Source organism: Streptomyces sp. NPDC001027, assembly GCF_040299045.1.
Lineage (GTDB): Bacteria > Actinomycetota > Actinomycetes > Streptomycetales > Streptomycetaceae > Streptomyces.
Map to the genome: position 1 here is coordinate 1 of NZ_JBEPBI010000196.1, position 14,797 is coordinate 14,797.

Sequence of the window (14,797 nt, forward strand, 5' to 3'; positions counted from 1 at the left end):
ATGTTGGACTTCACTGACCCCAGCCACAGCGGGCGGTCGCCGTCGCGCTCCTGACCGTAGGTCGCCAGCAGCGCCTGCGCCTCGATCGGATCGCCGAGCTTCGTCCCCGTGCCGTGCGCCTCCACCACGTCCACATCCGCCGCCGACAGACCCGCGTCCGCCAACGCCGCACGGATGACCCGCTGCTGCGACGGACCGTTCGGCGCCGTCAACCCGTTCGACGCACCGTCCTGGTTGATCGCCGAACCCCGCACCACCGCCAGCACCTGATGACCCAGCCGACGCGCGTCCGACAACCGCTCCAGCAGCAGCACACCCACACCCTCGGACAGGGCGAATCCGTCCGCGTCTGCGGCGAACGGCTTGCAGCGGCCGTCGGGTGCGAGGGCACGCTGGCGACTGAAGGCGACGAACGCCCCGGGTCCCGACATCACGGTGGCGGCGCCGGCCACCGCCAGACGGCACTCGCCGGAGCGCAGCGCGCGCACCGCCAGGTGCAGGGCGACCAGAGAGGAGGAGCAGGCCGTGTCGACGGTGACCGCCGGGCCCTCCAGTCCCAGCGCGTAGGCGATGCGCCCGGACGCCACACTGGCCGTCGTGCCCGTGAGGAGGTGGCCTTCGACGGCGTCGTCCGCTTCGTGGAGGCGGGGACCGTACTCGGGCGCGGTGACTCCGACGAAGACGCCGGTGGAGGTGGCGTGCAGGGCACGGGGGTCGAGTCCCGCCCGCTCGATCGTCTCCCACGAGGTCTCCAGCAGCAGTCGCTGCTGCGGGTCCATCGCCGTCGCCTCGCGCGGCGAGATCCCGAAGAAGGCCGCGTCGAACTCGGCCGCGCCCGCCAGGAACCCGCCCTCGCGGACATAGGTGGTGCCGCTGCGGTCGGGGTCGGGGTCGTAGAGGGCGTCGACGTCCCAGCCACGGTCGGTGGGGAACGCCGTGACGGCGTCCATCTCGTCCTGGACCAGCCGCCACAGGTCCTCGGGGGCGCGGACGCCGCCCGGGAAGCGGCACCCCATCGACACGATCGCGATCGGATCGTCGGCGGCCGCGTGGTGATCGCGTGCGGCGACCCCGGTGGCGGCGGGGGCGGAGACGCTCAGGCTCTCGGCGAGCCGGGCGGGCGTGGGGTACTCGTAGACGGCGGTCGTCGCCAGGGCGAGGCCGCCGACGGAGTTGATCCGGTCGCGCAGCTCGACGGCGGTGACGGAGTCGATGCCGAGGTCCTTGAAGGTCCGTTGCGGGTCGACCTGGGCCTGGTCCGGGTAGCCGAGGACGACCGCGGTGCAGTCGCGGACGAGGCGCAGCGCGTCTGCGCCGCCGAGTCCGGAGCCCGCCTCGTCGCCCGAGACGGTCGCCGTGGCGGTCGCGGGGGCGGTCGCGGGGGCGTCTGCGCCGGGGGTCGTCGCGGTGGCCGTCGGCGCGTTCGCGGCGTCGTCCGAGGCGCCGGTGACCCAGTGCCGTCGGCGCTGGAAGGCGTAGGTGGGCAGCTCGCAGCGCCGGGGAGCCAGACCGGTGAAGACGGGGGCCCAGTCGACGTCGGCGCCGTGGCTCCACAGGGCGCCGAGGGAGGTCTGGAACCGGGTGGCTCCGCCCTGGCCCCGACGCAGCGTTCCGGTGACCACCGCCTGCCGGGGGCCGGTCGCGGCCTCGATGGTCTCCTTGACCGGGGCGATGAGCACGGGGTGCGGGCTGACCTCGACGAAGGCGCCGTGACCCGCGAGCGCCAACGCACGCACGGCCGGCTCCAGGAGGACGGGGTTGCGGAGGTTGTCGTACCAGTAGCGGGCGTCGGTGACAGGGCCTTCGAGCCAGTCTCCGGTGACCGTGGACAGGAAGGGCACCTCCGGCTCGCGCGGGGTGATCCCCGCGAGGAGGCCGAGCATCTGCTCGCGCACCGGGTCCACGTGCGGGGAGTGGGAGGCGTAGTCGATGCCGACGCGGCGGGCGCGGACGTTCTCGCGGTCCGCGGCGGCGAGGATGTCGTCGAGGGTCTCGATGTCGGCGGAGACGACCGTGGAGGCGGGGCCGTTGAGGGCGGCGACGGTGACACGGCCGTCCCATTTCCCGGTGAACCGGCGGGCGGCGTCCTCGGAGAGGTCGAGCGCGACCATGCCGCTGCGGCCCTCGATGGGCACGAGGATCTTGCTGCGCAGTGCGACGACCAGGGCGGCGTCCTCCAGGCTGAGGGCTCCGGCCACGCAGGCGGCGGCGATCTCGCCCTGTGAATGTCCGACGACGGCGGCGGGCCGCACGCCGTACGACTGCCACAGGGCGGCCAGGGACACCATGACGGCCCAGAGCACGGGCTGCACGACGTCGGACCGGTCCAGGGGCGGAGCGTCGGCGTCGCCCCGGAGCACGGCGGCGAGATCCCACGCGACGTGCGGCGCCAGCGCCTGGCCGCACTCCATGAGGCGTGCGGCGAAGACGGGTGAGGACGCGAGCAGTTCGGCGGCCATGCCGGCCCACTGGCTGCCCTGGCCGGGGAAGACGAACACGGGCCGGTTCACGTCACCGTCGAGGGGGTGGGACGGGGCCGCTGCGGCGATGCCGCCGAGCAGAGCGGCGGTGTCCGATCCCACGGCGAGGGCCCGGTGCGCGAGTGGGGTGCGGGTGGTCAGCAGGGACCAGGCGATGTCCACGGGGTCTGCGCCGGTGTCGCGGACGTGTGCGGTGAGGCGGTCCGTCTGCAGCCGGAGCGCGCCGGGCGTGGCGGCGGACAGCAGCCAGGGCACGGCGACGGGGGTGGCGCGCGGCTGCGGCGGGCTCGTCTCGGCCTCGGGGGCTTCTTCGAGGACGAGATGGACGTTGGTGCCGCCCATGCCGAAGGAGGAGACTCCGGCGCGCAGCCGGTCGCCGGGGGCGGCCGGGGCCCAGGCGACGGCGTCGCGTTGGACGCGCAGGCCGAGGCCGTCGAGGTCGATGGCGGGGTTGGGCTCGTCGTGGTTCAGGCTGGGCACGAGCCGACGATGGGAGAGGCAGAGCACCGTCTTGAGCAGTCCTGCGATGCCGGCGGCGCCTTCCAGGTGGCCGATGTTGGTCTTCGCCGAGCCGACGGCCAGCGGGGCGCGTCGCCCGTCGGCGGTCCCGAGCACCGCGCCGAGGGCGGCGGCCTCGACGGGGTCGCCGACGCGGGTTCCGGTGCCGTGGAGTTCGACGTAACCGATGGCTGCGGGGTCGACACCGGCGCGCAGGCACGCGGTGCGCAGGACGGCCGCCTGGGCGTCGGCGTCCGGAGTGGTGATGCTGGTTCCGGCGCCGTCGTTGTTGAGGGCGCCGCCGCGGATGACGGCGTGGACGCGGTCGCCGTCGGCGACGGCGTGCGAGAGCAGCTTCAGCACGACGACGCCGCCGCCTTCGCCGCGTACGTAGCCGTTGGCGCGGGCGTCGAAGGTGCGGCAGGCGCCGTCCGGGGAGAGCGCCCCGAACTGGGCCGCGGCCAGGGAGCTCTGCGGACTGAGGTTGAGGTGGACTCCGCCGGCGAGGGCGAGGTCGCAGTCACCGAGCCGGAGGCTGTCGCAGGCGAGCTGGACCGCGACCAGGGAGGAGGACTGAGCGCTGTCGACGGTCACGCTGGGGCCGCTGACGCCGAGCGCGTAGGACAGCCGGTTGGCGATGAGGGAGCGGTGGAGACCGGTGAGCGTGTGGTGTCCGGTTCCCTGTCCCGCGTCGCGGACGACGTCGGCGTAGTCGCAGCCGTCGACGCCCAGGTAGACCGCCACGGCGCGCAGGGCGGCGGTGACCGGGACACCGGCGTGCTCCAGGGCCTCCCAGCCCAGTTCGAGAGCGAGGCGGGCCTGCGGGTCCATGGCGTCGGCCTCGCGGGGCGAGATGCCGAAGAACGCGGCGTCGAAGTCGGCGGGTGCGCCGACGTAGCCGCCGCGCAGGGGTGCGGTGCCACCGTGCGGGGTGGGCCAGCCCTGGGCGGGGACGCCCGTGCGCCGGTCCTGCGGAGTGTCGGTGACGGCGCTGCGGCCCGCGGCCAGCAGCTCCCAGTAGGCGGCCGGATCGTCGGCGCCCGGGAGCCGGCACGCGAGGCCGACCACGGCCACGGGCTCCTGACCCGGAGCGGTGTTTCGGACGGCGGTGGGCACCGGCTGGTTCATCGAGGGCACTCCAAAACCGGGGGCGGGAGGCTGGGGGTGGCTCACACATTCGCACGCGGACAGGGGCCGTCCGGCGATCCGGGGAAACGCTCTAGGGGAATCTCTAGGCACGTCGTGGGCCGTGGCCGGCCGGTCGCCCCGGCCGGCCACGGTCGCTGCCGCCGGACGCGGCGGCGGGCCATAGCCAGTGGCGGGGCCCGCCGCAAGGGGCGGCGGTCTAGGCGAATGCTCGAATACGAACGGGCACTCTGTGGGGGCGGATTCGGCCGCGCGTCCTGCGGCGCGGGTGCGCGCGCCGGCGCCAGGCCCGCCCTGGTCGATCACGCGAGCGGTCGCACACCCCGGTCGAGAGAAGGGCAGATCGATGACTTCGACAATCGCGCCTGCGGCGCCGCACGGCGAGGAGGCCCACACGCTGGCGGCCCTCGCCGTCTCCGCGGCGACCGTCGACGGCGGTGTGCTCAGCGACGTGGAACTCGCGGCGTGGCTGGAGGACCGGCGTCGCGCCCAGCCGCAGCGGGTGGAACGGGTGCCGTTCGCGGGGCTGTCCGGCTGGCGGTTCGAGGAGGGGACCGGCGATCTGCGGCACGCGAGCGGCGGCTTCTTCTCGGTGCACGGGCTGCGGGTCCACTCGGACTTCGGTCCGGTGTCCACGTGGGAGCAGCCGATCGTCGATCAGCCGGAGATCGGGATCCTGGGGATCGCCATGCGGGACTTCGGCGGCATACCTCACCTGCTGCTGCAGGCGAAGTCGGAGCCGGGCAACGTGAACGGGATGCAGTTGTCGCCGACCGTCCAGGCGACGAAGAGCAACTACCGTCGGGTGCACGGAGGTTCGGCCGTCCGCTACCTGGACTGTTTCCGCAGTCCCGGGCCGGGTGCGGTGGTGGCCGACGTCCTCCAGTCGGAGCAGGGTTCGTGGTTCCTCCGCAAGAGGAACCGCAACATGATCGTGCGGGTCGGTCCGGAGGTGGAGGCGGGCGAGGACTTCGCATGGCTGACCCTGCGGCAGGTGAACATGCTGCTCAAGCAGGACAACGTCGTGAACATGGACGCCCGGACCGTCCTGTCGTGCCTGCCCGACTGGCGGCCGGACGCCTCCGCCCTGGCCGGATCCCTGCACTCGGACGCCGAGATACGCAGTTGGATCACTCGGCGACGGGCGGAGCACGACGTGAGCGTGGCCCCGATCGGGCTCGCGGACACCCAGGGCTGGCGGCACGATCCGCACACGGTGTCCCACGTGCGCGGACACCATTTCAGCGTGGTGGCCGTGGACGTCGTCTCGGGCCGCCGTGAGGTGGCGGCGTGGTCGCAACCGCTCATCGAGCCGCACGGGACGGGGATCGCCGCCCTGTTCGTGCGTCGGATCGACGGCGTACGCCATGTGCTGCTGCGGGCCCGCGCCGAGGCCGGCTTCCTGACGGTGGTCGAGCTGGGGCCGACGGTGCAGTGCACGGTCCAGAACTACTCGCACCTGCCGCGCTCGTCGTGGCCTCCCTATCTGGACGAGGTGCAGAACCGGCGCGGCGGCGCCGTGTACGACGTGCTGCTGTCGGAGGAGGGCGGACGGTTCCTCAACGCCCAGAGCCACTACGTGATCATCGATATCGGGGAAGAGGACGGGGTGCCTCTGGAATCGGAGGAGTTCCGCTGGGTGTCCCTGCGGCAGGTCGACGAACTGCTGCGCTACAGCCACAACTTGAGCGTTCAGGCGCGCACGCTGGTCACCGCGCTGAGGTCGCTGTGACGGCCCCGGCGGCGTCGCCGCTGCGCCTGGGAGTGATCGGCACCTCGTCGATGGCCGAGCGGCGGGTCCTGCCGACGGTGACCCGTATGCCGGAGTGGGAGCTGACGGCCGTGGCGGGACGCGCGGCGAAGAAGGCGGCCCGCTTCGCGGAACAGTTCGGCTGCGCGGCCGAGGAGGACGCCGAAGCGCTGCTGGAGCGAACGGACGTGGACGCGGTGTACGTGTCGACCCCGCCGGCTCTGCACCGCCGCTGGGCCGAGCAGGCGCTGCACGCGGGCAAGCACGTGCTGGTGGAGAAGCCGATCGGGATCGACGCCGCCGAGGCGCGTTCCCAGTGCGCGTTGGCAGCGGAACGCGGACTGGCGCTGCGGGAGAACTTCATGTTCCTGCACCATCCGCAACACGCCCGGGTGCGGGAACTGATGGCCGAGGGGCGTGTGGGCCGGCCTGCAGCCTTCCGTGCCGCGTTCTGCATTCCGCCGCTGCCGCAGGACGACATCCGCTACGACGCCCGGCTGGGCGGCGGCGCTCTGCTCGACGCCGGCGTGTACCCGCTGCGGGCCGCCGTGCACCTGCTCGGGCCGGGACTGGAGGTGGCCGGGGCGACGTTGCGCACCCGTGCCTCGGACGGTCTCGATCTGTCGGGGCAGGTCCTGCTCACCTCGCCGTCGGGGGTCCTCGCCGAGTTGGCGTTCGGCTTCGAGCACGCCTATGCGTCGACGTACACGGTGTGGGGCGATCGGGGCCGGCTGACGGTGACCCGGGCGTTCACTCCGCCGGCCACGCATCAGCCGCTCCTCGTCATCGAGGAACAGGACCGCGAGGAGCGGCTGGTGCTGCCCGCCGCGGACCAGTTGGCGCTTCTGCTGGCGGAGTTCGCGCGCGCGGGCCGCTCGGGCGGCGGCGACACCGGGCAGCTCATGGACTCGATCGCGACGATGGACCTCGTCGACGCCGTGCGCACGACGGCCCGGCGGGTGCCGGTGTGCTGACTGCGGTGATTATCTCAGGGCGGCAACAACCGCTCGAACTCTAGGAAAATCACGATCACGACCCGGTTAATCTGAGGTCATGACGGCCAGAACAGCGAAGGCGAACAACCGCACTTTCACACAGAATGCGCGGCGTGCGCAGATAGTACAGGCGGCTATCGAAACGCTCGCCGAATCCGGCTACACGAAGGCGTCGTTCAGCAGAATCTCGCAGCAGGCCGAACTCTGCAGCACGGGAATGATCTCCTACCACTTCTCCGGCAAACCCGAGCTTTTCGCGGAAGCCGCCCGCGTCATCCTTGAAATGGCCGAAAAGGTGGCCGGAATGCGCATGGGTGACGAGCAGACATATCGCGGCAAGCTGAGCGCGTACATCACGTCGAACTTCGACTTCATCACGCGCTATCCGATGCACACTCAGGCGCTCACCGAGATCGTCAAAATGATCCGGGACCGGCAGATCACCGGTCTGGAGGACGTCGAACGCAGCATCATGTCCGTGGACCGGCTTGCCGAACTGCTCGAACAGGGCTGTGAAGCAGGGGAGTTCGGCGACATCGACTGCCTCACCATGGCTCTGGCCATCCGTGGCGCGATCGATGCCGTCCTGCGCCGCCATCTGTCGCAGACCGCGATGGACCTGGATCGCTGCGCTCGCGAACTGACGGTCGCGTTCGACCGCTGCACGACGCCCGTGTGAGACCACGTTCGGCCGGCATGCCCAAGGCCACGACTCCGGAGCACTTCTCATGACCTCCCCCACACCCCGCCCTGAGTCCACGACGCCCACGCCCGCACCTGCCGCGACGGAAACCACCGCCGCATCCGAAAGCCGCTCCTCACCCTGGGCTTTCGTGATCGTCGTCGTCTGCGACATCGTGCTTCCCGTGGGGCTCTATTACCTGTTGCGTGCAGGTGGCGCGAGTGAGATCACCGCTCTGCTGCTCAGCGGTTCGGCGCCGGCCCTGCACACGCTCCACTCCGCGATACGCCATCGAAAGCTGGACGCCATCGGGGTGTTCACGCTGGCGCTGCTCGCGGTGAGCGCGGTTGCCTCGCTGCTGACCTCGGACCCGCGCATCGCTCTCGCCCGCAACGGCCTGTTCACCGCGCTGGCCGGAATCTGGCTGCTGATCACCCTGTTCACCGGGCGCCCGTTCACCTACCAGGCGCTGCGCACTCTGCTGCCCGGGAAGACCACGACACTGGAGCGGTTGTGGGCGTCCGACGCGTCGTTCCGACGAGTGTGGCGCGGCCTGACCGTACTGTGGGGCGTCGGTCTGCTGTGCGACGCCCTGCTTCGGCTTCTCATGGCCTACGCCCTGCCCGTCGACAGCGTGCCCGCGCTGGACGGCGCCCTGTACGCGGTCTCGTGGATCTTCCTCCAGGTGATCACTCAGGTCGTGCTGGTCCGCACCCGCACACTCGTCAAGATCTTCGGCAGTCTCGGCCCCCGCCGCCCCTTCGCAGCGACGACCGCCCGCGACGAGGCGGCCGACTGAACGGACAGGGACCGGGTGACCGCCGGGCGGCGCCCCTTCGGTCTTCGACCACCGCCTCGCACTCGAGGGGCAAGTCAAGCCGGGGACGCCAGCTCCGCCCTGCTGGTCGCCCCCAGTTCGCGGCCTGCTTGCTCGATCAGTCCGGTCACGTCGTGCGGGGTCAGGAGCAGGGCCTGGGCGATCTGACGGTCACTGTGGCCTGCGCGGAGCAACTCGACCAGCCGGTGTTCGGTCGGGGAGAGGCTCGGGGGTGCCGGTGGTGCTGGTTTCGGGCGCACTCCTGCCATGGCGAGCGCTCCGCGTACTTGGCCGGCGAGCAGCACGCTGCCGCAGGTGTCCGCGAGCTGGAGCGCCTGGGTGAGGACCTGGCGGGCCTCGTCGACCTCGCGGCCGCGCATGAGGGCGGTTCCCAGCCCGTAGTGGGCGCGGGCCAGTTCCAGTCGGGCGGGGGACCGCTTCAGCACGGCCACGGCCTCGCGCAGGAGGGCCAGTCCTCGGTGTCCTCCGTGGACGACGCCCAGACATCGTGAGGCCACCCCGATCGCTCGCTCGGTGCCCCACTGATGGGCCAGCTCCAGTTCCTCGGTGGCCAGTTGAAGCGCGTCCGCCCGCTGTCCGAGCCTGAGGTGCAGCAAGGCCGCCCGCGACCGCCACGGCGCGCTGGCCAGGTTCATGACCCGTACCCGGTTCTCCTCCGCGCCGTACTCATGCAGGACGGCGAGGGCGGCGGCCGGGTTGCCTCGTGCCGCGTGCAGGCGACTGCGTGCGAGGAGCGCCGGGCCCTGCCAGGTCCAGCCCACCCTGTCGAAGTCGGCGTCCGCGGCGAGCACTGCCGTCGCCGAGGTCGGGTCGCACCGCTCGATCAGCGACTCGCCCACCTGGGTCGTCATGGCCAGCCTGACCCTGGGCTCCAAGCCCTGGTCGGCCGCGGTGGCGGGGTGCCCGAAGTCAGCGGTGAGCGGGAGCAGTCGGCCACGGCGGGCCTGGACGAGCAGTTGCCAGGTCATCGCGGACGAGACCATCAGGAACGAGCCCCATCGGCCCCCCATGTCGCCGACGCGGTCGAACAGCGCGACCGCGTCGTCGAGCCGGTCGGTGGCCACGAAGGCCAGCCCGGCCAACGTCACGAGCATGTGGGACGCGTCCGCTGCGAGCAGACCGCCCCGCAGGGCCCGGTCCAGGAGGTCGTTGGCCACCTGGGCATTGGCCTCCCCTGTGGTGGCCGAGGCGGACAGCGCGGCCAGGACCATGCACTCACCAGGGGTGTCGCCGGCCAGCTTGCGCTCCCACAGCTGTCGCGCGTGCCGGCGTGCGGCGGGGAGCGTGGACAGCTGGTCGTAACCGATCAACAGCATCTGCGCCTGAAGGAACCACGACACCTCACGAGCGAGGCCGATGCCGCCGTCGTCGGTCTGCCCCAGGTCGTCCACCGCACGGGCGAGGACGTCGACGGCGCGCTCGTGCTCATGGCTGAGGAACAGCGCGGTGGCCAGCAGAGAGGCCGCCTCGGCCAGCGCATACGGGTCGGCTAACGCCTTCGACGCCTGCGTCAGGTGGTGCCTGGCCGCGCCGACATCGACCTGCATCTCGTCCTTGCCCAACTCCAGCAGCAAGGGACCACGCTCTTCGACGGACACCGGCTCGCGCAGAGCCCGGCGCAGATAGGCGGCGGTGACCTCCGGAGCCCCTCGGCCACGAGTCGCGCGCGCCGCCTCCCGCAGGGTGTCCACCCACCAGCTCTCACCGCCCGGTTCGGCCAGCAGCAGATGGGCCGCCACCAGATCGTCGGCCGCGCCGTCGCTCCGCAGCAGTTCGGCGGCCCGCGCGTGACCGGCGGCCAGTTCCACCGGCCCCAGGACGGCTTCGGCGACAGCGGTGCGGACCAGCGCATGCCCGAACCGCACCGGCTCACCCGGCGCCAGCACACCGATCTGCCGCAGCCTGCCGCCGAGCTCCCGTGCCGTCGACTCGCCCAGCCCCGCCTGCTCGGCCGCGACCTTCCAGGTGGCCTCGTCCCCCAGCACGACCAGGGCCCGCGCCAGGCGGAGGACGGGCTCCGGCTCATCGGCCAGCCGCTTGACCACGGTTTCGGCCAGGATCCGACCCCGGAACTCCTCCACCAGATGGGCCTGATCGTCGGCGGCCCCGACCTGGTTGTCGGCCAGGGTCCGCAGCAACTCGTGCAGCAGCAGCGGGTTGCTCTCGGTGGCCGACGCACACGCGGCGACGAACCGTGGTTCACCGGGCCCCAGGCTCGCCCGCACCAGGTGGGTCACACTGTCGACGTCCAACCCGGGCAGGCCGACCGTACGGCAGTACGGCTGTCCGGCGATCCGCTCCAGCATCGGTTCTACCTCTGCCCCGCTGTCCGGACGCCCCGCCAGCACCAGCAGCAGGGGCAGACCCCGCAGACGTCGCGCCAGGTACTCGAGCCACCGCACCGACGGGACATCCGTCCAGTGCACGTCATCGACCACCACGGCGACCGGCCCCTCGTCGGCGACATGCACCATCAGCCAGTACAGACTGTGCAGAAGGCCCACAGACGCCTCGGGCGACAACTCGCCGGCCCCCTCCACACGCAGCGCGTGCGACGCCAACTGCGCCGGACCCGACAACAACCGTGCCCGCCGCTCGTCACCGGCTCGGGCGAGCAAAGGCTCGACCAGCTGCCGCAGCACCCCGAAGGCGAAGCCCTGCTCCAGCTCCGCCCCGCTCGCGGACACCACCAGGATCTCCTGCTGCTGGGCGCCCGCCCACGCATGAAGCAGCGCGGTCTTCCCCATCCCCGCGCCCGCCCGTACCAGCACCACGCCGCCCCGGCCCGCCCGTGCTTCGTCGGCCGCACGCTCCAGGACCGCCAGTTGGTCCTGACGACCGAGCAGTCCGGACGGCGCCGTGCCGTCGTCGGCAGGAGGAATCGTCTGCCGACCGGGGCGGCCCGCCGCGAGCAATGCGGCGGCGTCGGCGTCACCCAGCCCCAGCGCCGACACCAGCGACTGCGCCGTGCGGCGCTGCGGACGCGCCCGCCGGCCGCGCTCCAGATCCCGGATGGACCGGGCCGCCATCCCGGCGGCCTCGGCCAGCTCTTCCTGTGTCAACCCCGCGGCCCGGCGAAAGACCAACAGCATCTCACCGAACGTCGCCAACTCCCCCGCCCCCCGTACCGCCCCGCCGCACGGGACGATCCCCTTCGAGCCCTGCCGGAAGCATCCGGGCGAGGCCTCCGAAGCCCCACCGTTCAGCGGAGCGTACTCACATTCGACCACTGCTTGCACGCAGTCCTCCCACTCGGCCAGGCGGGCCGAAGAGGAGTGGCGGCTGCCCGACCGCCTGCTGAAGCGAGCGGGGGCGGACAGGGACACCAGGAAGAACCACGGGACGGACCACCGGAAGAACCGCGCGGGAACCTTCCGGTGCCGGGGCCGGTCCCCTCGCCCACGCCGATCGGAGCGGAGGCGGCGGCCCGCCCGAGCGACAGGGATCGGACCGCCCTCGTTGTGCGAAGGGGAAACCTCACCACGCCAGCGCAGCGCCGACGGCGTCGCGGTCGACGGCGCGGACCTTGGCCCCGTCGGCCGCGAGCCGCAGCGCGCAGGCCCGTCCGATGCCGCCGGCGGCGGTGACGAGGGCGATGCGGCCGCCGAGGTCGAGCGAGGGCGCGGCGGGGCCGGCAGGGACGGCCCGGGGGGAAGTCACGCCTCGACCCCAGGCCGCGCCCCGCGCCGAACCCATGTGGTCAGCGCCCACACTTCACTGCGGTGTCGTGGTCTCGAACCATGTGGGTTCGTCGGAGAGTGCCTGCTTGATGCGGAACAGCTGCCGTTCGCTCAGAGGCGGCAGGGCGTCGACCGTGAACCAGCCGACGTCGACGGACTCGTCGTCGTTGACCCGTGCGGTCCCGCCCACGGCCCGGCAGCGGAAGGTGACGTCCATGAACTGGCACGCGTCGCCGTTGGGGTACGCCACCTGCTTCCCGGCACGCACCAGGACGACGCGCTCGGCAACGCAGTGCACCCCGGCCTCCTCGTAGACCTCGCGCACGGCGCAGTCCGCGGGCTGCTCGCCGGGATCCGGGATGCCGCTGATCACGGTCCACTGGCGGTTGTCCGCCCGCTGGCCGAGCAGCACCCGTCCCGCGTCGTCGAAGACGACGGCGCTGACGCCGGGAAGCCAGAGCAGCTGGTGGCCCGCGGCGGCCCGGATCTCGGTGATGAACTCTGGAGTCGGCATGGTCCGACCCTATCCGGGCGCCCCGGTCAGCCCGCCGCGTTCCGGTCCGCCCGCTGCGTTCCGGCCGTCCCGCCGCGTCCCGGTCAGCCGGCCGCGCTGCGGCGGGTCCGCACCGCGGCGCCGATCGCCCATCCCAGACCGCCCGCCGCGACGAGCAGCAGAGCCATCTCGGGGAGGATGCCGAGCTTGGTCGCAGGGGTCTCCGAGGAACGCAGGGGCACCTTCTGCACCAGGGAGTCCGCCACGAACATGCCGGTCTTCTGGGTGATCTTCCCGTCCGGCATGATGATGGCGCTGACACCGCTGGTCACGGGCACCGTGACGGTCCTGCTGTGCTCCACCGCGCGGACCCGGGACATGGCGAGCTGCTGGTAGGTCATCTCGCTGCGGTCGAAGGTGGCGTTGTTGCTGGGCACGGAGATCAGCTGGGCGCCGTCGGCGACCTCGGAGCGCACCGCCCAGTCGAACGCGGCCTCGTAGCACGTGACCAGCCCGACCTTGGCGTCGTCCATGTCGAACACGCCCGGCTTGGTGCCCCGGCTGAAGTCCTTGCGGACCATCGACGTCCAGTCGCTGTTGATCGCCCCGATGAGCGAGCGCAGCGGAAGGTACTCGCCGAACGGCTGGACCTGTCGCTTGTCGTACGTCTGGGTGGGGCCCTTCACCGGATCCCAGAGGATCTGCTCGTTGTAGAGCTTGCCGTCCCGCTCGACGACTCCGCCGACCGAGATGGGAGCGCCGATCGCCTTGGCGGCCCGGTCGATGACGGCTGCGGCGTCGGCGTTGGCGAAGGGGTCGACGTCGGAGGAGTTCTCGGGCCACAGCACGAAGTCGGGCCGGGCGACCTTGCCCGCCTTGACCTCGGCGGCCAGCCGCTCCGTCTCACGCGCGTGGTAATCGAGCACGGCCCGGCGCTGGGAGTTGAAGTCCAGGCCGAGGCGCGGCACGTTGCCCTGGATGACGGCGACGGTCGCGGCGCCGTCCTGCGCCTTGTCGCTGACCAGCGTGCGGGCGGCCAGCGCGCCGACGACGGGGACGGCCACGCTGAGCAGCGCCACCGCGGCGGCCGACCGCCGCAGCTCGCCCGAGCGCCGCCGTTCGAGCACCAGGCGCACGATCTCGTACAGGCCGAAGCCGCACAGGACGACGCCGAAACCGAGCACAGGGGTGCCGCCGACCGCGGCGAGGGGCAGGAAGACGCCGTCCGCCTGCCCGAAGGCGATCTTGCCCCACGGGAAGCCGCGGAAGGGAACACGCGCGCGTGCCGCCTCCCCGGCGATCCAGAGCGCGGCCGCCCACAGCGGCCAGGCCGGCAGCTTGGACACCGTGGCGACGCCCACGCCGACCAGCGCGACGAAGATCGCCTCGATGGCCACCAGGGCGAGCCAGGGGCCGGGTCCGACCTCGACGCCGGTCCACACCAGGAGCGGCAGCAGGAAGCCCAGCCCGAAGAGGTAACCGAGACCGAAGGCGGCCTTCCGGCTGCGCCCCCGCAGCACCCAGCCGAAGACGGCGAAGGCCGGCAGCGCCAGCCACCACACGGTGCGCGGCGGGAAGCTGAGGTAGAGCAGCACTCCGGAGAGCGCCGCGGCGGCGGCTGGGAGAAGGCGGCGCAGGAGCCGCGCGCCGCGCGAAGCCGGCGCGGCCGAGGGCTCGAGCCGGTCCGGCCGGCCTACGGAAGTTGCGGTGACGGTCACTCCGGGAGTGTACGGCGAGTCACCATTTGGCCGACAGTTCGGTCCGCGGAGCCGGGGACCAGGTCGGCCGGGCCCCGCGCCTGGCGCACAACCCGGCGCAAGTCGTCCACAAACCGCCCGTCGGCGGTTACGGTGCGGCGGAGCTTCGGTCGGGTGCGGCCGGAGTCCGTCACGGTTCAGGTCCGTCACGGTCGGGGGCGACCGGGTTCGGGGGGCGGGGTGGGTTCCACCGGGATGTGGGTCCGCGAGGCCGCGGACGGGGACAGCCGAAACGTTTCGGACGCGCTCGGCGTGACCGTGCTCGGGGCCTGTGCCGTCTGGTCGCTGGTCACTGCCGCGGTGCACGGCGGACGCCCCGAGGGCGTCCTGCTCTGCGTGCCGGCGGTGGTCGCCGGCTAGGCGGCGGGCCGGATCGCCGGCGTGCTCCTGCCGGTCGCCGCGCCCTGCGTCGGCGCACTGGCCGGGCTCGCGTCGACGGTGACCGTGTCGCGGCTCGGCCCGGGGCCGGAGATCGCCG

General features: G+C 72.5%; 8 protein-coding genes and 2 pseudogenes. 5 read left to right on the top strand and 5 right to left on the bottom strand.

Annotated features, from left to right (window positions below; translation table 11 throughout):
- Positions 1-4,106 (bottom strand): type I polyketide synthase (locus ABT300_RS33395; RefSeq protein ID WP_351683774.1); only part of this gene is annotated, 4,106 nt, incomplete at its 3' end.
- A gap of 364 nt (positions 4,107-4,470) precedes the next feature.
- Here ABT300_RS33395 and ABT300_RS33400 point away from each other — a divergent pair.
- From ABT300_RS33400 to ABT300_RS33415, 4 genes are all read left to right on the top strand, one after another.
- Positions 4,471-5,856, top strand: a complete 1,386-nt coding sequence (locus ABT300_RS33400; protein ID WP_351683777.1) for an NDP-hexose 2,3-dehydratase family protein — start codon at positions 4,471-4,473, stop codon at positions 5,854-5,856.
- On the top strand, positions 5,853-6,848 hold the full coding sequence (locus tag ABT300_RS33405; protein ID WP_351683780.1) for a Gfo/Idh/MocA family protein: 996 nt from the start codon (positions 5,853-5,855) through the stop codon (positions 6,846-6,848). Before ABT300_RS33400 ends, ABT300_RS33405 begins: the two co-directional genes overlap by 4 nt.
- Positions 6,849-6,927: 79 nt before the next feature.
- Complete coding sequence (locus tag ABT300_RS33410) at positions 6,928-7,548, top strand: TetR family transcriptional regulator (RefSeq protein WP_351683783.1); 621 nt, start codon at positions 6,928-6,930, stop codon at positions 7,546-7,548.
- 154 nt (positions 7,549-7,702) lie between these two features.
- Positions 7,703-8,350, top strand: a complete 648-nt coding sequence (locus ABT300_RS33415; protein ID WP_351683786.1) for a VC0807 family protein — start codon at positions 7,703-7,705, stop codon at positions 8,348-8,350.
- 74 nt (positions 8,351-8,424) lie between these two features.
- On the opposite strand, the gene ABT300_RS33420 is transcribed toward ABT300_RS33415, so the two are convergent.
- The 4 genes and pseudogenes from ABT300_RS33420 to lnt form a co-directional block, all read right to left on the bottom strand.
- Entirely contained in the window at positions 8,425-11,481 is a 3,057-nt protein-coding gene (locus ABT300_RS33420) for an ATP-binding protein (protein WP_351683789.1), read from the bottom strand.
- Positions 11,482-11,884: 403 nt separating this feature from the next.
- A pseudogene (locus ABT300_RS33425) lies at positions 11,885-12,049 on the bottom strand (3-hydroxybutyrate dehydrogenase); the annotation flags it as partial.
- 54 nt (positions 12,050-12,103) lie between these two features.
- The gene (locus ABT300_RS33430; RefSeq protein WP_351683792.1) at positions 12,104-12,583 is read right to left on the bottom strand and encodes an NUDIX hydrolase; all 480 of its coding nucleotides are present in this window, start codon (positions 12,581-12,583) and stop codon (positions 12,104-12,106) included.
- A gap of 83 nt (positions 12,584-12,666) precedes the next feature.
- The gene (gene lnt / locus ABT300_RS33435; RefSeq protein WP_351683794.1) at positions 12,667-14,280 is read right to left on the bottom strand and encodes an apolipoprotein N-acyltransferase; all 1,614 of its coding nucleotides are present in this window, start codon (positions 14,278-14,280) and stop codon (positions 12,667-12,669) included.
- Positions 14,281-14,571: 291 nt separating this feature from the next.
- Here lnt and ABT300_RS33440 point away from each other — a divergent pair.
- Positions 14,572-14,797: pseudogene (locus tag ABT300_RS33440) on the top strand (O-antigen ligase family protein); the annotation flags it as partial.

Excerpts from the sequence above, each read along its gene's own strand:
- ABT300_RS33420 (WP_351683789.1), bottom strand. The coding sequence starts at position 11,481 with ATGCTGTTGGTCTTTCGCCGGGCCGCGGGGTTGACACAGGAAGAGCTG.
- ABT300_RS33400 (WP_351683777.1), top strand. The coding sequence starts at position 4,471 with ATGACTTCGACAATCGCGCCTGCGGCGCCGCACGGCGAGGAGGCCCAC.
- ABT300_RS33410 (WP_351683783.1), top strand. The coding sequence starts at position 6,928 with ATGACGGCCAGAACAGCGAAGGCGAACAACCGCACTTTCACACAGAAT.
- ABT300_RS33430 (WP_351683792.1), bottom strand. The coding sequence starts at position 12,583 with ATGCCGACTCCAGAGTTCATCACCGAGATCCGGGCCGCCGCGGGCCAC.